Source organism: Roseovarius mucosus DSM 17069, assembly GCF_000768555.3.
Lineage (GTDB): Bacteria > Pseudomonadota > Alphaproteobacteria > Rhodobacterales > Rhodobacteraceae > Roseovarius > Roseovarius mucosus.
Genome location: NZ_KN293977.1, coordinates 300,113 through 322,502 on the forward strand (window position 1 = coordinate 300,113; position 22,390 = coordinate 322,502).

Genomic DNA, 22,390 nt, shown 5'->3' on the forward strand with positions numbered 1-22,390 from the left:
TGTCGATCCTACGTCCCAACCGAAAGGACCATGTCATGACACGATTTTCCACAGCGATTTCTGTCGCCGCCATGTTCGCAATCCTACCTGCGGGCGGGTTCGCCGCTGATGACAAATCGGCCTCTTCGGTGATCCAGCTTCCATCTGCGGGCGGTACGGTCAGTCGGGAGGAAGGGGCTTTCCAGCTCAATGCCAATACCGGGTCGGCCAACTTCTCGTTGCCGCTGCCGGAGCTGCCGCAGCGCGGCAAGTTCGGTCCGGGCCTGTTCCTGAGCTACAACCAGTTCGCGGGGGACAGCGGGTCGGGGCTGGGGGTGGGATGGTCCTTTACCGCGTCGTCAGTGATCGTGAACCAGGATTTCGGCACCGCCATTCCGGGCAAGAAACCGGATGGCGATTTCTTTCACAGGCTGAGCTATCAGGGCGCGCGGCTGGTCTATCTGGGCGAAGTGGACGGATTGCCGACCTATCGCCCGGAAGTGGCCGAGGAACAAATGGTTTTCGTACGCCGTGATGCACCCTTCGAGGTGGTCGTGCTGGATCGCACCGGCGCGCAGGAGGTAATGACGCTCCCCGCCGGGTTCGAGCTGCGCATGGCGGATGGCAGCCGGATGTATTTCTCTGGTGCCGAGGGTGTGGCCGAGGGCAATTTTGAAATTGCCGAGCCCACAATAACCCGCTGGCCGCTGGTGATGAGCGTCAACACCAACCGCAACGCGGTGCACTATGAATATAAAAAGCACGCAGAACGGTCTTACCTGACCGGGGTGGCCTTTGCCGGGGGGCAAAGCCGCTATGATTTCGATCTGATCGACACGCGCGCGAGCCTTGTCAGCCATGTTGCCGGGGTACGGCAGCAAAACCCAAAGCTCTATGGCAAAGTGACAGCCAGTTTCGCGGGTGATGTCTATGACCAGTGGTGCATGGCCTTTATCGGCCGGTCGCTGAATGACAATACCGAATTTACAGTGCGCACCCATCCCGATTGCCAGGCTGTGGCCGAGGCTGACCTTGCAGGCGAGATCGATCCCAATTCGGTCAATGTGCTCGATCAGCTGCGGGCGGTCTATCGCTTTGGCAATACTGATGGTGCTGTGCTTGCCGAAGATACACTGCGCTACCCCGACCTGCGGTTCGACTATTCGAGCTGGACGGCTGCGGAACTTGCTGAGCGGGAGCTTGTCTTTCCCGCGCCAAATCTGGCCTTTGCGGGCGATATTTCGCCGCAAAACTTGGAACTTGCCGATCTGAACATGGATGCGCTGCTCGACGTGGTGCAGACCAGCGATACCGAAGTGACCCAGGTGTACCTAGGCGACGGGGCACTGGAATCAGCGTTCGAGACCTCGATCCCGCTGGAGTTGACGCGGACGACGGCCTCTGGCCTCACGCGCGAGATCACTCCGAGGTTGGTTGAAAACAGGTTCCATTTCGCCGACATAACCGGTGACACCTATGCCGATATTCTGGAGATCGAGGACGGTCTGCTTCATGTCTTCAACGGCAATGCGGCGGGCGATTTCCCTTATATCGGGCGGGCCGTTCCACTTGACGGGATTTCGCCGTCTCTGTTCTCGGACGGCAATGGTCGGTTCGTGGATGTGAACCTTGATGGTCTCAGCGACATTGTTGCGACACGGCTCGATGCCAATGGCCGGACCGAGGCGCTGATTTATCTCAACCTCACCCGACGCCAGCCGGACGGGGGCCATGCGATCAACTTCGCCCGGGTTTCCAAGGTGTTGCCGATGGACAGCCAGGATGGGGGCCTCTTGGGCCGCCAGTCGACACGGCTGACGGATGTGAATGGCGACCGATTGCCCGATCTGGTGACGATCAACGTCGCCGATCAGGGTTTTTGCATCTACGAGAACCAGGGCAACATTTTCAGCCGTGAGACGGGTGCGCTGCTCTGGGGGGATGCGCGCTTGACTGACCCAAAGTGCGGGGCAGGGCGGTTCACCGCGATCCAGGGCATGAGCCCGTCCGACAACGTTCAGTCGATGTGGTACGTGGATGCCAATGGCGATGGGGTGCGCGATTTTGCCTCGATGGGAAGCCGCACCGACGAGATTCAGATCTGGCTTGGCTTCGGTGACGGCACTTTTGCGGATGAGAGCCTGCGGCTGTCGCTCAACGCCCGGGTGCAGGTGGGCAATGCGCCCAATTCCTTTCGCTCGCGCGTGGCCGATCTGGATGCGGACGGGCAGGCGGAAATTATCGTGTTCCAACAGGCCAGTGGACCTGAGATCGCGCCGGTCGTTGTGATTGATTTCAACCGCACCACAGAGCTGCAACTGGTCAAGGCCAACCTGCTGACGGTGGTGAGTTTCGAGAGTGGGCGGCGGCACGACATCCGCTACGCGACATCCACAGACGAGATGCTGCGCGACCGCGCAGCGGGACGCGAAACCGCGACGCTACACTTTCCGGTGGTGGTGGCAAAACAGATGGTCACTTCGGAAGGTGTGGCAAACGCAGCACGGCGGGATGTGCAGGTGGAGGAGTATTTCTACCACAAGCCATTTTATGACGTGATCAACCGTCGCTTCATCGGTTTCTCCGAGGTCGAGCGCGTCACCTATGGCGACGAATTCGCGGGCGGGGCAGATACTCAGAAATCCTCGATCGCTTTCGAGCAATACTACGCCTTTGCTGATGTAACAGCCGATCTGCACCTCGCTGGCAAGCTGCGTATCCGTCAGACATACGCAGTCGATGCCGATCCCGTGCTGCTTGCCGCAGCCGCCGGGTCCGCATCGCTTGATCCGAGTGCGGTGGGGCTGCATTCGCTGTCCACCGCGACGCGGGCACAGAAATTGCCCACACCCGGCGCGATGCTGTCGTGTGAAAGCAATACATGGAAGACAGCGCCGACCGGGATTGCCAATGTCAGCTGGCTGCGCAAGACCGAGGAAAGGCTGACCGCCGCAGCGGGGCCACAGCACGTCCAGGACCCGAGCGACACGGAGTGCGTGAACCCAGTTAAGACGCGCAGCTTCGCGGAATTCGACGAATTCAACTATGCGGGCCGCGAAACGGAAATCGTGGTCGAATTGACCGGCCCAGAGGGCCAGGTCATGCCCGGCTATGCCCGGGTGACGGAAACCGATTACTCAGAGGCGCGCGCAACGCTGGCGACACTTGGCATCGTCAACGCCGCATCGGCGCGGCGAACCGTGGCGGGCACGCGCCTTCTGTCGCGGGAGCGCTTCTCCTATCTGCCAGAAAATGGCGGGCGGCTCGGGATGCGGGCAATCGACGTATTTTCCAGCCTGGCGGATGTTCCGGCAGAGATCGCCGACCGGCACAGCGCCACCCATACGCTGCTCAAGAACATGGCCTATGACAGGTTTGGCAATGTCGTGGAAATGTCCGACAATCTGTCGAAAATCGAAAGCGTGACCTTTGACGAAACCGGCACCTTGCCAACGGCGCATACCAAGTTCCACGGATCAGACGACAACCTCAACCAGATTACCACGATGGCCTATGATGGCGGGATTGCCGGACGGTTGTCTGGGCAGACCACGCCGATGGGCATGGAAATCAACTACGACTATGACTCGCTGGGCCGCAAGCTGCGCGAAGTGAGCGCGGATGGTTCGGAAAAACGTTATGCCTACCGTTTTGGGTTGGATGGCGCGCCTTCGATGATCCTGACCTCGCTGCGGCGTTACCCCTCGGCCGCCGACACGCCGGAGGGCGAAAGCGAATTCGTGCGCTCACTGGCCGCGTATAACGCGCGAGGCAATCAGTTGGCCGAGATGGAGGATGTAGCCGAAGGCGGTGTTCGGGTTTTCAAATATTCGGAATTCAACCGCAATGAGCTGCTGACCTTCCGCTGGACGCCTTACCTGACAGAATCCATGCCGGATGTCGAAGCAGCCTTTGCCTCTGAACAGGTGCCGGAACCCGAACGTCGTCACGGCAATGCCTATCGCTATGACGGGCTGGGCCGGATGATCGAGGAGACGCACCCGTCAGGCAAACATTCCACCCAGAGTTATGCGCCTTGGGGCATGACGACCATCACCACCTACGAGGACCAGCACCGGGGAGCCATGGAGGTAAGAGAGCACCGGCTGTTCAACGATGTTGGCGTCCACGCAGTGATGATCGGCGATGCACATGGCACCACGCTTGTAACCCGGTTCGACCGCGATGGCTTTGGCTATCTGACCGCGATCCGGCTGGCAGGAGAGGAAACGCCGCGGCGGTTCCGCTTCAATTCCGTGGGAGATATGGAATTCCAGCAGATCCCGGGGCTAGGTACGCATTACTACTTCTACGATGAGCGAGGCAGACAATGGTCCAAGGCACGGATAGCCGAAGATGGCACCACTGATGTAATCGCCTTTGAGTACGACCTTCTGAACCGCAAGTTGGTTGAGAAGGTCAATGGCGAGGACCGAATTCGGTACGCCTATGACATAACCGAGCCGTTGCAGGTTGCGGCGGTCTTCGAAACGCCGATCCCGTTGCCTCTGGGTAAACACACCCGGATTGAGGTCATCGACCCCAACGGGCGCCATGACAGCGTCCAGCGCTTTGGCTGGGATGCCAATGGCCGCATGGTCCAGAACGAGATCGAGATCGCGGGCGAGGTGTTTGCCGAAAGCTTTCACCAGACGCTTGACGGGCGGATCAATCAGGCCACGGGACCTGGCGGTCTGGGCTATGACTTTGCCCTTGGGCCGGACCGGAACCTGCGGCGGGTTGCAATCACCCATCCCGATTTCAATGGGCCGGAAACGGTGATCGAGGAAATCACTTACAATCCCGAAAGTCGGATTGACCAGATTGCCTATCGCGCCGGGGCAGTGACCGAGCTGACCTATAACCGCGAAACGCTCTTCCTCGAAGAAATCGTGACTAGGACAGGTGACGGTGCCGCGTTGCAGGACATCTCCATGACCTTCAACGGCAATGGCTCGATTACCGAGATCGTGGATCGCCTGGCGGCTGGGCCTGCGCCCGCACATGGCCATGTCGACCGGTCGGGCACTTTCCACTACGACTTTCGAAACCAACTGGTGCGGTATGTGCGTTACGGCGAGGATGCGGCGTTTGAATACACCGATGCCGGGGCCTTTTCGCGGAATGACGAAATGGCGGCGGGAGAAACCTTGGTGCCGCCCTCGGACGCCGATACGGAGCTGATCCCGATCGGTGCCTCTGCTGCGCCCTACAGCTTTGACGGTTTTGGCCAGCTGGCCGCGAGTCCGAAGGTGACCGCGACGGTATTCGATGCCTACGGGCGGCTGATCCGGGCGCAGACCTTGGAGCATGACGTGTTCTTTGGCTACGACCAGACTGGACGGAGAACGTACAAGGAGGTGGTGCCGCTCGACGAAGAGGGGACCGGAGAGCTTTACCTCTTTCCCACCGAGACATTCCATCGCGGGCCTAAGGGGGACGAGAGCTTTGTCAATATCGGCTCCACCCGTTTGGTTCGGATGGAACACGAGACGGGGCGCTGGTTCTACTACCTCAAGGACCATCTGGATTCCTCGGATTACGTCATGACGAGTGCTGGCGTGCCTGTGGAACAGATGCTCTACCGCGCCTATGGCACAGAGCATCAGCCCCAGATTCTGTCATCCGATTGGGCCAGCCACGAAGAGACCGTCGCCGACCAAAAGCCGCGTGAAAAGACACATCACCGCTTTACGGGCAAATATCTCGATGATGCGACGGGGCTCTATTACTACGGGGCGCGCTACTATGATCCGGCGCTGGGGCGTTTCATCTCTCCCGATCCGCTCTATCTTAGCGACCCCGAACGCTGCGTAGGCAACACCATCGGCTGCACTCTTTTTGCATATGCCAACAACAACCCGATGTCGTTCATCGATCCCACAGGGCTGGAAGGCATCGTGCAGGGGGATGAGGCCTATAGGCGACAAGTTGAGGAAAGCCTGCAACGCGTCGATCCCACTGCGCGGGTAGATATGGAGACTGGCGAGATCAGCCAAAGCTGGCTCCACGGGCTTTGGCTCGACATAAAGAGCTTTTTTACTGGTGAAACCAATTTCGACACCGGTCGAGAGCTTGTGAGCCGGATCGTAGAGGACCCGCAGACCACCACCATCAGCTTTCAGGCCAATGCGGCTGGGGGGCAGCGAGCGGATGGTCAGCCCTTCACGTCGAGCACGCCGGGTGATATAAACTTGGTGTATGATCCATCCTATCTGCCTGCGTTGCCAGAGTATGACGCGGCCACCGGCACAGTGTCTTACGAGACGCCCGATCCGGGCGTGGTGTTGGGCCATGAGTTGATCCACGCCACTCATGGAATGCGCGGCGATGTCGGGTCGGCAATCGTGAACTACACTGGTCTGGACGGATCGCCGCAGACTGAATGGCACGAGGAGATCCGGACCACAGGTGTGGGCGGCGTGAACAGCCCTGACGACATCACCGAAAACGACCTGCGCGAGATGCTTGGGATCAACCCGCGCAATCACTACTAGCAGGCCGGGCGCCGGAATTGGAGGAGCGGCGCTTGTGCCTCTCCCGGAAAAGGAGTTAGACGATGTCGAGAACCTCAACCAAAGGTCGAAATTGGGCTGCGGCGGCACTGATCGGCGCGGTCGCGCTCGGGCCTGGCACGGGAGGCATGGTCATGGCGACCCCACTTGCCGAACCATTGGACATTTCCGCGGAATTTCTGTCGGACATCGAAGGTGCGCCTGATTGGCTCCGCGGTGCGATGGCGGGCCTGGGGGCGCCCGAGGGCTGGTCGATGACCCGAGACGCCATCGTCGTGAGCGAGGTCGAGGCGCTGCGCGCCCTCAACCGCATCCGTGCGTTTCGCAAGGCAGTCAGGGGCGGCACCGGGGCGATCTGGCTGTCACTGCCGGTGGCCGACGAGATGGGCGCAATGCGTGACTGCGTGACGCCTTGGGCGACGCAACTGATCCCCGACCTAGATGCCAATGACTTCGGCCAGAGCTTTGCCCTGTCGATGCTGCGCACTGATCAACCCGAAGCTTGTCTGATCGACCTGGGTGCCGATAATCCTTGGACAGGGTTAGATCGCGCCGCTCTGCGTGGCTATTTCGATGATTCCGGCGATCTCGCGGTCGACCATGTGAACCTCAACGAAAACGCGGTGTTCGTCCGCGCCCTGATCGAGGCAGGCTATCTCGTCACAAAAGGCAGCGTGTCGGGACGGCTGCGCGTGGAATAGCGCGCAGCATAATGGAGGCGAGTAGGAGAATCGAACTCCTGTACACGGATTTGCAATCCGCTGCGTCACCACTCCGCCAACTCGCCGTTCCGTGTGGTTGGGATGAATTATCTGATCGGGCCGGGTGGCGCAAGTGGGCAAAGCGGGCTTTGAAGGGTCAATTTGCAAGTTGAAATTGTCCCGCGCCTTTGGGTCCTATAGCCGTTGCCGCCGAACGGGTTCTGTGCGAAAACCGAAAGCGACAGGATTCCGAACTTAAGAGCTTAGATCATGACAGACTATGCCGCGCGGCGCACGATGATGGTGGACACGCAAGTTCGCCCGTCTGATGTGACCAAATTCCCGATCATCGACGCCATGCTCTCGGTCCCCCGTGAGGCGTTTGTTCCCACCGCTCTGCGCGAGGCTGCCTATATGGGCGAGAATCTCGATCTGGGCGAGGGGCGGGTGATGCTCGATCCGCGTACGCTGGCCAAGATGCTCGATGCGCTCGAGATTGAGAATGATGATCTCGTGCTCGATGTCGGGTCGGTCTATGGCTATTCTGCGGCTGTAATCGCGCGCATGGCAGAGGCGGTCGTCGCGGTTGAGGATAAGGCATCGGTGATCGTCGAGGCACAGCGCACGCTTTCCGAGCAAGGTGCCGACAATGTGGTTCTGCACGAGGGGCCGCTGGGTGGCGGTGCGCCGGAACACGGGCCCTATGACGTGATAACGGTGCAAGGGGCGGTTGAACATCTGCCTGAGGGTCTCGTGGCGCAACTCAAGGATGGAGGCCGCATGGCGTGCCTTTTCATGGAGGGTGCGCTTGGGGTGGTGCGGATCGGTTACAAGATCGACGGGCGTATCAACTGGCGCTACGCCTTCAACGCGAGCGCCCCGGTACTGCGCGGATTTGAACGGCATGCGGCCTTTACCCTGTGAGGGGTGCGGCGCGGCAAGATAGGGACGACAGGCGCATGAGAGCGGACAAATTGCGGGTCTTGGGCGGTGTTTTCGGGTTGGCGCTGCTTAGCCTTGCACCAGGCGCGGCCAAGTCTGAGACCCTCGCGGATGCGCTCAAGAGTGCTTATATCAACAGTGGTCTTCTGGACCAGAACCGCGCCCTCTTGCGTTCTGCCGATGAGAACGTGGCACAGGCTGTGGCAAGCCTGAGGCCGATCATTGACTGGACATCGGGGATCACCCTCGACTCTACGGACACACGCGCACAGGGCGTCAATCGCAACAACACATCGACGGCGCTCAATCTCGGGATCACCGGCAGCCTTTTGCTCTACGATTTCGGGCGCAGCGATTTTTTGACTGAATCCGCCAAAGAGACTGTGCTGGCCACGCGCCAGACACTGATCAGTGTTGAGCAATTCGTTCTGCTGACAGGCGTTCAGGCCTATATGAACGTGATCCGTAATCAGGAATTCGTGGACCTGCGACAGAACAACCTGCGTTTGCTGCGAGAGGAATTGCGCGCCGCACAGGATAGGTTCGAGGTCGGCGAAGTGACTCGTACCGATGTGGCGCAGGCGGAATCCGCCGTTGCACTTGCACAGAGCGGATTGGCGGCCGCTCAGGGCGATCTGACTCGTGCGATCGAAGAATTTCGCGAGGCGATCGGGCGCGATCCGGGTCGCTTGCAGACACCAAACGATCTGCCGCAACTGGGGCAGAATGTCGATGTCGCCAAGGCGGCAGCGCTGCGTCGTCATCCAGATCTTCTGCAGGCGCAGCACAACGTTGCCGCAGCCGAGTTGAACATCCGCGCGGCTGAAGCAGCGCTGTTGCCTACGCTTAATCTTACGGCGCGTGTCGGGGCGTCTGAGGATATTGACGGATCTGACATGTCGCGCACCGGCAGTCTTGGCGTCGAATTGCGCGGCCCGATTTATCGCGGGGGGCGTCTTACGTCGCAACAGCGTCAGGCCATGGCTCAGCGCGACGCGCAATTGGCTCAACTGCATCTGGCGGGACTTCAGGTCAAACAGGATGTCGGCGACGCCTATGCCAACCTGCGCGCCGCCCGCGCCAGCCGCACTGCCAGCCGCGAGGCGGTACGTGCCGCCCAAGTGGCCTTTGATGGAACCCGCGAAGAGGCGACGTTGGGAGCCCGCACTACGCTGGACGTGCTGGATGCGGAACAGGACCTGCTGGATGCTAAGGCCAATCTGATTTCGGCCAATGCGGATGTGGTGATTGCCTCTTATTCCGTGCTTGCCTCGATTGGTGAGTTGACGGCCCGGGACCTGAACCTTGGGGTGCAGACCTATGATCCGGCGGCCTATTACGAACTGGTCAAGGATGGGCCGATCCAAAGCAGTCCGCAGGGTCAAAAGCTTGACCGCGTCTTGCGGGCCTTGGGAAAAAACTGAAAAGTTTTTGAATCGGTTGTGTGGCGGGGCGTGCAGCGGTAAGCTCTGCGTAGGCAAGAATGGTACAAGAGCATGTCCGACCCCGTAACCAATGTGGAAATCGAGGATGTACTGTCGTCGATCAGGCGGCTGGTATCGAATGGCCAGTCTGAACGCCTGAACGTAACCGTGGCCGCGCCGCAGGGGGCTGAGGTGCAAGGTGCGGATCGTCTGGTGCTGACACCGGCCTTGCGGGTGGATGAGCCCATGGCAGAAGTGCACGCCCACTCGGCAGAAGCCGCCGAGCCTGAGGCTCAGAGCGTATGGACTGATACGGTCGGACCAGAGGCTGAGACCGAGTTTCAGAATGAGGGCACCCCAGAGGGTATCGAGGCAGAGGACGCTCAGGTCGACGACGCGCCTGATGTCCCGTCGGAGCTGAGCGCGCAGGCGGCGGAATTCGAGGCGGTGGTCGCTGGGCGGGACGATCAGTGGGAGCCGGATGGCACCTCTGATGATGATTACGCCGGGGATACTGCGGCATCGGCGCTGAGTTGGTCTGAGATGAACGAGGTTGAGGCAGAGGTTGACGAAGACGAGGCTGCGCCTTCAATTGATCCCGATTGGGACGAGGCTGACGATCTTGCCTCGGACCGCCATGTGCAGGACTGGCAGGATGCTGATGCAGACGCGGAAGCGGTGCGCCCGACACCTGCTGCAGACGCGGACCATGGCGAGGGTCTGCTGATGGATGACGCGGTGCTGGATGAAGAGGCGCTGCGCGATCTTGTGGCCGAAATCGTCCGGCAAGAGCTACAGGGTGCGCTTGGCGAGCGGATCACGCGCAATGTGCGCAAGCTTGTGCGCCGCGAGATTCACAGGGCATTGACCAGTCAGGATTTCGACTGAGCCGCAGTTTCCGCGCTGAGGGACAAGAGTAGGTCCAAATCCATATGCTCCTCCAGATGCGCGGCGAGGGCGTCGAGCGTGTCCTCGACATCTGCCACATAGTGCAGATCGGACGGCGCGTCCAATTCCGCCAAAAACGCCCCGCGAAACGCATCTGAGGCGAAAAGCCCGTGCAGATAGGCCCCGCGCACCCGGCCATTGATTGAGGCGGCACCCTCGGGTCGATCCCCGACTTGCAACCATGCCTGCGCGCAATCGGGGCCGGTGGTTTCCCCCAGATGAATCTCATAGCCTTCGACAGTTTCGCCGCTGGCGAGATAAGTGGCCTGCGTCAATGCCAGGCGCTTTTCCGGCTTCATGATCGTGACCACATCGAGATGCCCCAAACCGGGCACAGAGGCCGGCGGTCCCTCGATCCCCTCGGGGTCGTCGATCCGTTGGCCCAGCATCTGATAGCCGCCGCAGATGCCCAGGACGTGTCCGCCGCGCCGGATATGGGCAGCTAGGTCGATGTCCCAGCCCTGGGCCCGGAAATGCGCCAGATCGGCAATGGTCGACTTGCTGCCGGGGATGAGCACCAGATCGGCATCGCCGGGCAGGGGGGTCCCTGCGCTTATGATCTCGACGGTTATGCCCGGTTCGCTGCTGAGCGGGTCAAGGTCATCAAAATTCGCGATGCGGCTTAGGCGTGGAACCGCAACCTTGAACGCGCCGCCCTTGGTCGAGCCGATGTCCATTACATCCTCTGCCGGAAGCCGCCACGCATCGGAAAACCATGGCACCACACCCAAGGAGGGCCAGCCGGTGCGTGCCACGATCTCGCGCAGCCCTTCGTCAAAAAGGCTGACATCGCCGCGAAATTTGTTGATGGCAAAGCCCTTGATCCGGGCGGCATCGTCGGGCGGCAGCACCGCTTGGGTGCCCACAACCTGCGCAATGACCCCCCCCCGGTCGATGTCGCCGACAAGAATCACCGGAACGCCTGCGGCCTCGGCAAAGCCCATGTTGGCGATGTCGCCTGCGCGCAGGTTGATCTCTGCCGGGCTGCCCGCACCTTCGATCAGCACGAGATCGGCGGTGGTGGCGAGGCGGTGAAAACTCTCCAGCGTGGGGGCCAGCAATTGCGGTTTGGCGCGGGCGTAGTCGCGCGCGCGCAATGTGGCAAACCGGCGGCCTTGCACGATGACCTGTGCGCCGATGTCGCTCTCGGGTTTGAGGAGGACGGGGTTCATATCGGTATGTGGCGCGCGGTAGGCGGCCAGCGCCTGGAGCGCCTGCGCGCGGCCAATTTCGCCGCCATCCACCGTCACGGCGGCATTGTTGGACATATTTTGCGGCTTGAAGGGGGCCACGCTCAGGCCGCGCCGGGCATAGGCGCGCGCCAGCCCGGCCACCAGCATGGACTTGCCCACGTTCGAGCCTGCCCCTTGGATCATGATCGCGCGTGTCATTGCGATGCCCCTCTTGCCACCCTGTGCTGATACCTTTTGCCGGGGCAGGGGGCCGGTTGGTTTCCGTCACAAAGGCCTGTTTTCCCGACCGTAATGCAAAAGCCCTGCCGAAAGGGCAGGGCTTTGCGAATTGGTAAGGCAAGTATGCTCAGGCGGCTTCGGCCTGTGCCGCTGCGTTGCGGCGTTCACTTTCCTCGCGCGAAAGAGCCACGGAGGTACGCACGCCCTTGGATACGAAATCCATCAGGCCGGCCACAACCCGCTCATTCGGGTCGATCCCGGCGCAGGACAATACTTCGCGGCCATCGCGAGACCGTGCCCAGCGGGCGATCTGCTCGGGGCCATTGCCATATTTCTTGTCATCGGAAATGGCATCATCCAGCGCGGCCAGCACGACGGCCGCAAAGAGTTTACGAGCACGGTTGCCCTGTTCGGCGTTGAAAGCCGTACCGTCAACGAAATCCTTCATCATTCGTCCTTGTTCTTATTGCTCTTGCGTTTTGGGCGTGACGGACCTTATGGCGGAGTTTTTGCGATTCGGATAGAGCGCAGTTGCATAACTTCTATGCGAATTTTGCATATCTCGACCCGACACATCACGACATTTCGTTGTCTTGCCACCCATCATCCCTCCAGATATAGGGAGCATCAATCTCACATCAACCTTTTGTCACGGTTTGAACGCAATGCCCAAGATCAACGGAAACGAAATTCGCCCCGGTAATGTACTGGAGCATAACGGTGGCCTCTGGGCTGCTGTGAAGGTCGAACATGTCAAGCCCGGCAAGGGCGGCGCCTTTGCGCAAGTCGAAATGAAGAACCTGCGCAATGGCACCAAGCTCAATGAACGCTTCCGCAGCGCCGATAAGGTGGAGCGCGTGCGTCTTGAGCAAAAGGACCAGCAATTCCTCTACGAGGAAAATGGCAAGCTGGTGTTCATGGATACTGAAACCTATGAGCAGATCGAATTGCCCGCCGACCTCTTGGGCGAGCGTCGTCCGTTCCTTCAGGATGGCATGACCATCACCGTGGAATTCCACGAGAGCGAAGCGCTGCATGCCTCGCTGCCGCAAAAGGTAATCTGCCGCATCGTCGAGACGGAGCCGGTTGTCAAAGGACAGACGGCAGCCAACAGCTTCAAGCCTGCAATCCTCGATAACGGGGTCAAGGTCATGGTGCCACCCTTTGTCGGTCCGGATGAGGACATCGTCGTCAACACCGAGACGATGGAATATTCCGAGCGCGCTTGAACAGGCCAAGCCATAGGACATAAGACGGGGGCAGACCAGCCATGGCCTGCCCCCGTTTTTTTCGTCAAGCGAGTGTCAGCCGCGGCGGGCGCCTGTCAGAACGGCGGCGAACCCTGCGATCAACACGCCGACACAGATGATCAGCAGTTGTTCGTATTTATGCGCCTCAGGCAGGATTGCCATGGCCCATTCTGCCCCGCGTGCAAAATAGAGCGCGGCCCCGAACATGGCTGCCCCGAAGGCCGTGAGGTAGGACCAAAGCGCAATCTGCCGTCCCATCACCAGCCCTAGGATAAGAATGGGGGTGAGGAACATGCTGGCGGTGCCGCTGATGGCCACCGCATCAAACAGTGTCTGATTGCCCCAGAGTGTGAGGCCCGTACCCAGTACCATGAAGGCCACCATCGACGCGCGCCCGCCCGCGAGCGACCTGCGCCCAAGCCTGAGTTCGTCCACCACAAGCCGCGCGGCACTGGCCAGTGCCGAGTCAAGCGTGCTGAGTGCCGAGATCAAGAGCGACACCAAAAGGGCAACAAAGAGCCAGGCCGGGAACATCGCGGCCCAAGTGCCGATCAACTCGCCCTCGTACTCCGCCCCGACCAGCCCGGCCTGAATGCCGAAAAAGCCAAAGCCGATAATGCAGAGTGTCGAGATCCAGAAGGCATGCAGGAACGAGCGGCGTGTGGTTTCGGGATCGGCGATAAAGCCGCGATCCATCATCACCGGGTCATGCGCCGGGTAAGAGAAGACCTGCAGCAGGGCGACCACCAAAAGGACCTGACCATTCCACGCCCCAGAGGTTCCCGGCGCGGTCAGTACGGCCCCGAGATGAAAGCCGGGGCTGACGATCAGCGCCACAAAGGCCGCCGCGAAAACCAAAAGAAACACCACCATCTGCAACACATCGGTGCGCAGCGCGGCACTCAGCCCGCCCCAGGCGCTATAGGCGAGGCCCAGCACCGCAACGATCAGGATCGAGGCATCGCGCGCTGCGCCCATCTCTGGCAGGGCAGCCGCAAAGATCAGTCCTACCACCAGCAGGTTGGCAAAGACCTCGGACAAGAGGCGCAGGCCAATGACCAGATTGTAACAGGCCTTGCCCGTGGCGCCAAAGCGCGCGCCAAGCCAGTCCTGCACAGATCCCGCGCCGCCTGCGCGCAACCGGCCCACGATATAGCCGCCGGTCAGAAAGGATCCGTAATAGGCCGCATAGGCCAGCGTGCCCCAAATCCCGTAGAAATAGCCCAGAATGGCCGAGTTCATCAGGGATCGGGCGAAGATCCATGTCGTGACCTGGCTCAGTACGAGCACCCAGAGACCGGGTGCGCGGCCGTCCGCGCCTGTTCCGCTGAAAAACCCTTCGATGGTGGCGCGACGGGGGGCGACCAATAGGCTGCCCAGAATGACCAAGCCGAAAAGGCCAATGATCGCCATTGCTTGCATGATAGATGTTCCCCTGTGGTTATGATGCCTTAGTGCTAATGAGCGGCTCTCTCAGGCACCAGAGCCTACGCGCCCCACTCCCGGTTTCGTGATCGCGCGGGTCAGAGCGTCGCGTTGACGCCACCGCCATCGAGCAGGATGTTCTGGCCCACGATAAACCCGGCATGCTGGCTGCAGAGAAAGGCACAGGCCGCGCCGAATTCCTCTGCGGTGCCATAGCGCCCGGCTGGAATGCTGGCGCAGCGGCGCGCCTTTGCCTCATCCATGCTGATTCCCTGCGCTTCGGATACGCCCCGATCGAGTGAGGTGGCGCGGTCCGTGGCGTGGATGCCCGGCAGGAGGTTGTTGATCGTGACACCCCGGCCCGCAACCTGGCGCGACGTGCCCGCGACATAACCGGTTAGCCCTGCGCGCGCCGAGTTGCTGAGGCCAAGCGCGGGGATCGGAGCCTTGACCGATTGCGAGGTGATGTTGACCACCCGACCCCAACCGCGCGCCATCATCCCCGGCACCAGCGCCTTGATCAGCGCGATGGGGGTCAGCATGTTGGCATCGAGCGCGCGGATGAAATCCTCGCGCTCCCAGTCCGTCCACATCCCCGGAGGCGGCCCCCCGGCATTCGTGACGAGAATATCCACGTCCTGTGCGACGGCGAGCACGGCGGCACGCCCGGCTTCGCTGGTGATGTCCGCGGCGACGGTCTCGACGCTCACGCCGAACTCGGTGCGGATGGCCGCGGCTGCCGCTTCGAGCGCCTCGGCACCGCGCGCGTTCATCACTAGGTCGACCCCAGCCTCGGCCAGCGCCCGCGCAGAGCCCAGCCCGAGCCCCTTGGACGCGGCGCAGACCAACGCCCGCTTGCCCTTGATCCCTAGATCCATCATCCACCCTCCTGTTGTATCAACGTCGAATTAACACCCTCTGGGCGAGAATGGCCAGATGCTTGCACAAGGCCTGATGCGGGCCACGAACGGAAATGGATTTTCCACTACATTGACGTCACCGCACCACAATTCTAAACTACGCTGCCTGAAAGAAAATTATGTCCCTAGCCCCGTCTGGATCGCCTGCGCTCATGCCCTCTGATCTTGCCAACTCCGACCATATCCTGCCCGTGTATACCGGGCTGGATTTTCGCGTGGTCAACGGGGCCAACATGGGCGATGCGTTGTCTTTTGCGAGTGAGCTCGACCTGGATGACGTTTACGAGCTGCAGCCGCAGGCCCGGCAACTCCGCCTGTCGCTATCGCTGGCGGGCGGGGCGCCCTTCACCGTTGCGCAAGAGTCCGACGTTGGTCGCCCCGGCGCGCAAATTCATCTCGACTGTTGTCTCACGCTGATGTCAGGTACCGGGCGCACCACCGAGATGATCGTGTTGGTCGAAGTGGACGAGGCTGGCAATATGGTCGAGATTTTTGCCATGCCCCTGGCGCAGATGCGGCCCAAGACCGGTTATGCGCTGGTGGGGGTCGACGTTGACAACGTGCTGCAACGCTTTGCGCAGGTGGCCTGCGTGTCGTTTTCGCGTGGGACGCATATCACAATGGCCACAGGCGAACAGCGCCGGGTTGAAACCTTGGCTCCCGGCGACATGGTCCTGACCCGCGATGACGGGGTGCGGCCGATCCGCTGGGTCGGGCATTCGACGGTGCGGGCGGTGGGCGATTTCGCCCCTGTCCGGATCTCTGCGGGGGCATTGCACAATGAGAATGACCTGTTGGTGAGCCCCGATCACCGGCTCTTTATCTATCAACGCTCGGATGCTCTCGGGGCAGGTCGCGCCGAAGTGCTGGTGCGCGCGCGGCATCTCGTCAACGGTGATACCGTGCGGCGTGAGAGCGGCGGCTTTGTCGATTACGTGCAGCTGCTGTTTGACCGGCATCAGATCATCTATGCCGAAGGGATCGCGGCCGAGACGCTATTGGTCGATCCTCGCACCTCTGCGGCGCTGCCTGCCGATCTGAAAGAGGCGCTGAGCCAGCAATTGACGGGGCAGGGCGCGCCCAGCCACCTCCAGTTCGAGGTTGGGCAAGCATTGCTCAATCACCCCAATGCGGCGGATATTCTCAAGCGTGCCTCGACACGCTGACATCAGCCGAACCGCGATGACCGCATTTCAGCTTGGATGAGGACCGTCCTCTGCAGTTAGAGCCAGAAAAAGGGGAAGCATGCGCAAGGCCGGACCGAACGCATTTTTTGAGACTCTATTTCTGGCAGGAAAACAAGGGGCTTGGTGCGCGCAACTTTAGAGCGAAAAATCAGAAGCTTGCGTGGGAAACCGGAAGCATGCGCAAGAAAAAGTTCGAAAATCGAACGTTTGCCGTGGGCATGTCAAATTCTGCCAAAGGAACCAAAAAACCCGCGCAAGGCGCGGGCTCTTTCAGGGAAGTATATATTTTCTCAGAGATCGAACATTTGAGCGAATGGCCGCTCCCGCCTGAAATAAGTGTCGTAGCTGTCGTGATTGTAGGGCGTCGCCAACGGGTTCATCTCGGTCTTTGACACCCAAGTGTCGATGAAATGTTCCCTGGTGAGTTCAGTGCTCTGCTGAACTTTGGCCTCGCAGACGGCAAGCCTGACCAGCTTACAGACAAGTCCCCACCGGAATGCCCCTGCCGTTGCCAACCGATGGATGAAGTCCTCACTGTTCAGGTCATCTGACACCTCGAGGCGCGCCTCCAATGCGTAACTGCCCATCATTTCATGGACGGTTGAGGCATCATCGTCATACTCGATATCCGTGAAGGTCACATGGGTCACCTTCCGGCCCAGTTGTTCAAAATTCTGGATCTTGTCATCCAGTTCAGGGATCCCTGACAATACCAGCAAGAATGGCCAGGTTTTTGACTTGAGGATAGACTTGAAGGAGTCCAGTTCGGCTTCGAGGGCCAAGCCCTCCTTCCCAGACAGAATGTGCTGAACTTCGTCGTAATTGATGGATACAATCCCCTGATGGCGTCCCTGAAACGCCACACGCTCCCAGATCGCGCTTTGGGTCATCCGAACTTTGTCCTCGATCGGGTACCCCATAGCCCGAAGCGTCTTCTTGCCAAGGTCTTTCCAACCTCCCTTACGATCAAGTTCCTTGGAGACCATGCGTGCATTCTGCCCTCCGGGCAAAGCAACCTCGGCGGCGTTGAAGTTTGCCATCATGTTCACGATCTCGGAGGTTTTCCCCGAACCGCTTTTGCCCGTCACGACGAGGACTTCGCCCTCGAAGTATTTTCCGCTGCGTAACCGGCCCAGATGGGCGCTGAACAACTTCGCGTATTCCAGTTGCAGCTTTTCTGCACGGGGAAGAGGAAAGAGGCGTCCGTTGAACTCCTCCTCGGCCTCGACAATTTCCTTGATTTCAAATCGGCTCATAATTTGCTCTTCGTAATGGGGGCGAAACCGCCGCGGGACTGGGATGTGGACGCCTGAGGCGCCGTTGAATGAGGCTTGGCGCTTTTGGGCGGGTCCTTCCTGGGGCGATCCGTGATCGAACCAGGCTTGGTCGTCTGGACGCGAGGAGTACCCTTGTTCGGCCCAATCTGTGCATTTGCCTCGGCCTGCTTTTCATACCGGGGCAACGACATGTAGCTTTCATGACAGTTGGGATCGGGATAAAAACCACTCTCGAGCGCCCGCCTGCGCTTGGCTTCAAGAAGATCCTTGTTGGACTGCTCGCGCTTTTTAGGTTCCCCCTGTGCCGCGACTTTCATCAATTGCTTGGCCTGAAAATAGGTCAGGTCAGCGTAGGCGCTGTAAGAGAGTTTCGCCTCGATCTTTTGCTTGGTGCCATGCGGCATGACAATGACCGTGCCCAGGAAATCAGGATCGAGATACACATCGACTTTCTTTGCTTTCCCATCGCTGAAAAGATTCAATTCAGGTGATGTGTATGGGATGCCATCAAACAGAATTCCCTCGGACGTGGTACTGACAGTTCTTTTCAGGCCCAACTGAATAATACGCTTCTCAGGGTCCGGCGCTTCGACACCGCTATAGAGTTCCAGAACTTCGTCCAGCTTTTCAGCTGGTGTCGCACCGAACATCCCGACACCGGTATGAGGCTCCCGAGGAAATTCATCGATCAAATAACGCGAAGCGACGCGCATGATATCGTAGGGGGTCAAACGCGTCTTTGCTTCCGCGTCGTATCCGGGATTGTCACCTGGTTTACTTCCGACATATCCAGCTTCGAAATTTAGGACCGAAAACTGAAACGTCCCAAAGATCCGCTCCATATGAGGGTTATCCGTCGAATGGTAGGTACGCCCGGTCTGCACTGCTGCGCCAAGCCCAAGTTGGGAAGAATAGACTGGACCGTTCCGTGTAGCTGTTCCGTTGTCAGCGACCGTCAACAATAGTCCGGCGGCCGGAGCTGGATCGTTCTTGCAACCAAACTCAATCTTTTCCCTCGCTTTATCCCGCGTCGCCATTCGAAGAAGATGAAAAGTATGGTCTGAACCTGCGGTCTCGGAAATCGTCCATGCAAGTGGCATCCGAGTCGCAGTGTCGATCATCAGGTGGAGCCAAACTCGAATGATCTCGTTCTCTCCTAACTCGGGTGAAGCAGTTGTGGGATCAATTTCTTCCGCCCCGATTGTTCCATCGGATTTAGTAAATACGGAAAGGTATGCTTGATCCGTGAGTACGCGCTCACCAAACATCAAGGCCCGCTGATCTGTAGAACCCGTACCGTACTTGTTTTTGGCCGCACGGGCCCCCAGTCGCGCATATTTCTGAGCAATAAACGATATACCTTTCTGCCAATTGCGTACCGTAACAATTGTTGGGTGAGACCGACCAGCCAGCATCTCCTCCTCTGGAATTGGCATCAACGCCTTGGTCGCTTCATAAATCTCCGAAAGCTGAGGAGCTGTCGGATTGCAAAATCGATTCAAGCAGTAAAGCACAACCTTAATCTGCCAAGGTGACAACTTGCAGGCAGCTTCTCCGTGCAACCCCTTCTGATCATGCCGATGCGCAAGAACCACGGGATTTCGTCCGAAGCTTTGGTAAGTCTCTCTCCGCTCACAGAGTGTGCGTCCTTTCGGGAAAACAGAACCGGGTTCAGCCAACCGTGGTTTGGTTGACCCCAATGTCAGGCCTTCAAAAAGGCGTTTATCACCAGTGATTTCGAGAGCGCGGGCGTACAACCTCTTCCGGACGATAGGCTGATTTAGGTACGCATGGGTGATCTTGCGCCCTTCAGCTTCAAGCTCATCGATCACATTGATGAGGGCAGCTAAAGCTCTGGCGTTCCTCTGCTGTTCTTCAGAAAGCTGCGTGATATCGGTGAGCCCGTTCGTATATTCCTTCAAACGAATGATTTCTTCGCGTTCTTTGGGCGTGGTCACCTGACACTTGCTTTGCGCGATCGCGGTTTTCACACGATCGAATGTCAGGAGTGTTTGAGCACCTTCGTCGCCCGTAACAAGGAACCCATCACGGTCTTTCCCATCAACGCGCCATGTCTGGCCGTCGAGAGTCAGATCTGATCCGTTGGGTACCTTGTACGGGAAACGCTTTGTCATGCAGCGAGCCAGACATGCGAATGAAGGTTGATCACCGCATCCCGGTTGGCATCGAGGACGCCGCGGGAAATCAATCGCAATGCCGCTTGCCATGCTTTTGCAGGCGGCAGAGGTACTTGGCGTACAAGCTGCTCCAGAAACCAATAGTTGCATGATCTTGCCATCTGTTCGACGAGGAGATCGTGGTCAGGCGCGTGAAGCTGCCTGACATAACGCATACGGCGCAGGTTGTCGCGATAGGCGCGCGAATAGTCATCAGTATTCACCACGATGGCATCGTCGGCAAAGTCCTCGGGCATGCTGGAAAAAATGGCTTCGATTTCCTCCTGAACGCGGGAAGATTGGAGTGCCCGTGCATTTTTTATGTAGACCGCACGTCTAAACCCATCCTTGAAAGTGAGGCGAAGATCAAAGAAGTGGTCGCGATATCCTTTTTTGTTGTGTTTCCACGGATAGCGAAAGGCGGGGAGCTGAACTTCCAAACCATAGAGGTCGGGGGCCAGGATCGCTTCCAGGCTGACGGCGTATTCCCCCTCGGATTCGAAGAAATAGATCTGTGGGACATCGCCTGTTGCCGGTGTCGCGAAGGTATCAGCAATCCGGTGCGCGCTATTGCTGCGCGTCATGGGATTGCGGGCGCCGACATAAGGAAGAACACCATCGGGTGCAGGAACCTTCAGCGGCGGGAGTTTTTTGGGCTTTTCGAGATCTGGTTCTCTTTCAAAGGCCATAGACATATCTTTCCCGTTCTCAGAAACCCAATGTTCTGAGTTTGTTTCCAATGACGGGACGTGGATCGCTCTTGCCTGGGTCTTTGTTGACCTCTACGGTGGCAGGTGAAGATGGGCGATCATTGCCCCAACTAATCCAGCACGCCTTCGGGCGTGCTTTTTTCTTGTCTTGTGTTCGGCTTCTAGTTCTCCTCGTCAGTCCTCATCATCGGGGCGGCTTGTCCTGGGATGCGCCATCACGACGGACAATCCCGAAACCTTAGAATACTTCAGGGTCGATTCTGCAAGTAATTGATTATTAATGAGAAAATGGACGATCCGTTTGTTTTCGCAATCCCCAGCTCCCATCCATTTCCGGACTCGCCGTCACTCCTTCTGGTTGCTTCGTTCCAGTTGGGAATGAAGTATGAGCCGTCATTCCACATCGGAAGGCGGGACGGGCGAATGTTCGTGGAAAGCCTATAGCGTTAACTCACCCTTGCCGGCGCATCTGTCTTTGAGTGACGCACGTATCGAGGAGCCATACATAGAAATCGAAGTCATTTTGCACCACATCCTGTGGCACCTGCAGCTCTGAAATACAGATGCTGGTGAGCAACAAGCTGTGGTCGTGCGCAAGCTCACAGGCCAACTTTACCCTCAGTCTGTAAGCCGTGGTGTAGGCAACGCAATGTCTGTCAGCCATGGAGTGGCCGGTATCAAGATGATCTTGCCCGAATGCGTGTAGCGTGATGTGCTCTTCTGCTGCCAGAAACCAGTCGCGTATCGTATGACGAGAACGGAACATCACGGTGTTGGCCTTCAGGGAGAATTCATGCGCACATTCTTTGCATCGGAAGGTTTTTCGCGTGTGGCAAGTCTTGATCCTGTCCGCATCGCAGCGGATGCAATGCATCCCTTCGGGCCAACGCAGCTCAACCATACGCTGTTCACAAGAGGCGTCATCCGGGAAGTATGCCGCCACCCCGCACGCCGGAAGACGCAAGTATAGCTGCATCCAGCGAAGACGTTCACGATCTCGGTCCGAGAGTTGTCGCATGAGCTTTAGCTATCCTGGTGCTGCGCTTCCGGTCTGACCATACCCTCTTGGAATTCCACGTCATTGCCGTTTTTCGCAAACCGCCCTCCAGGAGGCCCTCTGCGCGAGATGAGCTAAGCCCGCCCATTGCTGTGGGAATAAGATGCTCATTGGGATTTCGCCCCACTGCTCCATCAGAATGATGCGTACATAGCTGGAGTCTCGGTGCCAGGGACAGGTTGAGTGGCAATCGCCTGCCATAAACTGCCTGCGCGTCCTTTACCCCCAGACTGCGTCTGCCATGCAGATGGAAACGGGTCAAAGAGAATCACTAATGCGGATCAATCGCTTAGCTTTGTTTTCGCACAACCGCTCGCCGCGGATTCTCGCGTCAGGTTCCCACGGACGTACGCACCAAGTCCCTCCACCTCATAGGAATCGGCCTGATGTCAGCACCTTACGAGGGGCCCATCGGTTTACGAAAATCCAAAAAACTTCTTTTTTCGCAAATACTTAGTCAAAAATC

General features: G+C 58.9%; 15 protein-coding genes and 1 tRNA gene. 7 read left to right on the top strand and 9 right to left on the bottom strand.

Annotated elements, in window-relative coordinates; translation table 11 throughout:
- The first annotated feature begins 35 nt into the window (after positions 1-35).
- Both ROSMUC_RS06945 and ROSMUC_RS06950 read left to right on the top strand, forming a co-directional pair.
- Positions 36-6,476, top strand: coding sequence for an RHS repeat-associated core domain-containing protein (locus tag ROSMUC_RS06945; RefSeq protein ID WP_245875136.1), 6,441 nt, complete (start codon positions 36-38; stop codon positions 6,474-6,476).
- A 62-nt stretch (positions 6,477-6,538) separates the two neighbouring features.
- Positions 6,539-7,195 carry a hypothetical protein gene (locus ROSMUC_RS06950; RefSeq protein ID WP_037270965.1) on the top strand — a complete coding sequence of 219 codons (657 nt, stop codon included), beginning with the start codon at positions 6,539-6,541 and terminating at the stop codon, positions 7,193-7,195.
- Positions 7,196-7,207: 12 nt separating this feature from the next.
- Here the strand turns inward: ROSMUC_RS06950 and ROSMUC_RS06955 are convergent.
- Positions 7,208-7,281, bottom strand: a tRNA-Cys gene (locus ROSMUC_RS06955).
- Between the two features lie 184 nt (positions 7,282-7,465).
- On the opposite strand from ROSMUC_RS06955, the gene ROSMUC_RS06960 reads away from it, so the two are divergent.
- From ROSMUC_RS06960 to ROSMUC_RS06970, 3 genes are all read left to right on the top strand, one after another.
- Positions 7,466-8,119, top strand: a complete 654-nt coding sequence (locus ROSMUC_RS06960; RefSeq protein WP_037270967.1) for a protein-L-isoaspartate O-methyltransferase family protein — start codon at positions 7,466-7,468, stop codon at positions 8,117-8,119.
- Positions 8,120-8,154: 35 nt separating this feature from the next.
- On the top strand, positions 8,155-9,561 hold the full coding sequence (locus ROSMUC_RS06965; RefSeq protein ID WP_037270968.1) for a TolC family outer membrane protein: 1,407 nt from the start codon (positions 8,155-8,157) through the stop codon (positions 9,559-9,561).
- Between the two features lie 72 nt (positions 9,562-9,633).
- Entirely contained in the window at positions 9,634-10,449 is an 816-nt protein-coding gene (locus ROSMUC_RS06970) for a hypothetical protein (RefSeq protein ID WP_037270971.1), read from the top strand.
- On the opposite strand, the gene ROSMUC_RS06975 is transcribed toward ROSMUC_RS06970, so the two are convergent.
- Together ROSMUC_RS06975 and ROSMUC_RS06980 are read right to left on the bottom strand one after the other, a co-directional pair.
- Positions 10,434-11,900: a cobyric acid synthase gene (locus ROSMUC_RS06975; protein WP_037270974.1), complete on the bottom strand. Its 1,467-nt coding sequence runs from the start codon at positions 11,898-11,900 to the stop codon at positions 10,434-10,436. The genes ROSMUC_RS06970 and ROSMUC_RS06975 overlap by 16 nt on opposite strands.
- Before the next feature lie 148 nt (positions 11,901-12,048).
- Positions 12,049-12,369 (bottom strand): DUF6280 family protein, encoded by a 321-nt coding sequence (locus ROSMUC_RS06980; RefSeq protein WP_037271076.1) that lies wholly within the window; start codon positions 12,367-12,369, stop codon positions 12,049-12,051.
- Between the two features lie 217 nt (positions 12,370-12,586).
- On the opposite strand from ROSMUC_RS06980, the gene efp reads away from it, so the two are divergent.
- Positions 12,587-13,150, top strand: a complete 564-nt coding sequence (efp, locus tag ROSMUC_RS06985; RefSeq protein ID WP_037270977.1) for an elongation factor P — start codon at positions 12,587-12,589, stop codon at positions 13,148-13,150.
- Between the two features lie 75 nt (positions 13,151-13,225).
- Here efp and ROSMUC_RS06990 read toward each other — a convergent pair whose 3' ends face one another.
- Complete coding sequence (locus ROSMUC_RS06990) at positions 13,226-14,593, bottom strand: SLC5/6 family protein (protein ID WP_037270978.1); 1,368 nt, start codon at positions 14,591-14,593, stop codon at positions 13,226-13,228.
- Positions 14,594-14,694: 101 nt separating this feature from the next.
- Positions 14,695-15,474 (bottom strand): SDR family oxidoreductase, encoded by a 780-nt coding sequence (locus ROSMUC_RS06995; protein WP_037271078.1) that lies wholly within the window; start codon positions 15,472-15,474, stop codon positions 14,695-14,697.
- A 194-nt stretch (positions 15,475-15,668) separates the two neighbouring features.
- Here ROSMUC_RS06995 and ROSMUC_RS07000 point away from each other — a divergent pair, with 194 nt between their 5' ends.
- Complete coding sequence (locus ROSMUC_RS07000) at positions 15,669-16,682, top strand: Hint domain-containing protein (RefSeq protein ID WP_037270980.1); 1,014 nt, start codon at positions 15,669-15,671, stop codon at positions 16,680-16,682.
- Positions 16,683-16,993: 311 nt separating this feature from the next.
- On the opposite strand, the gene ROSMUC_RS07005 is transcribed toward ROSMUC_RS07000, so the two are convergent.
- The 4 genes from ROSMUC_RS07005 to ROSMUC_RS07020 form a co-directional block, all read right to left on the bottom strand.
- Complete coding sequence (locus tag ROSMUC_RS07005; protein WP_052115275.1) at positions 16,994-17,959, bottom strand: AAA family ATPase; 966 nt, start codon at positions 17,957-17,959, stop codon at positions 16,994-16,996.
- Positions 17,956-20,115, bottom strand: coding sequence for a DDE-type integrase/transposase/recombinase (locus tag ROSMUC_RS07010; protein ID WP_052115276.1), 2,160 nt, complete (start codon positions 20,113-20,115; stop codon positions 17,956-17,958). The genes ROSMUC_RS07005 and ROSMUC_RS07010 overlap by 4 nt, the downstream gene beginning before the upstream one ends.
- Positions 20,112-20,846, bottom strand: coding sequence for a PDDEXK family nuclease (locus tag ROSMUC_RS07015; RefSeq protein ID WP_245875137.1), 735 nt, complete (start codon positions 20,844-20,846; stop codon positions 20,112-20,114). The genes ROSMUC_RS07010 and ROSMUC_RS07015 overlap by 4 nt, the downstream gene beginning before the upstream one ends.
- 472 nt (positions 20,847-21,318) lie before the next feature.
- Entirely contained in the window at positions 21,319-21,885 is a 567-nt protein-coding gene (locus ROSMUC_RS07020) for a transposase (RefSeq protein WP_102105889.1), read from the bottom strand.
- Positions 21,886-22,390 lie beyond the last annotated feature (505 nt).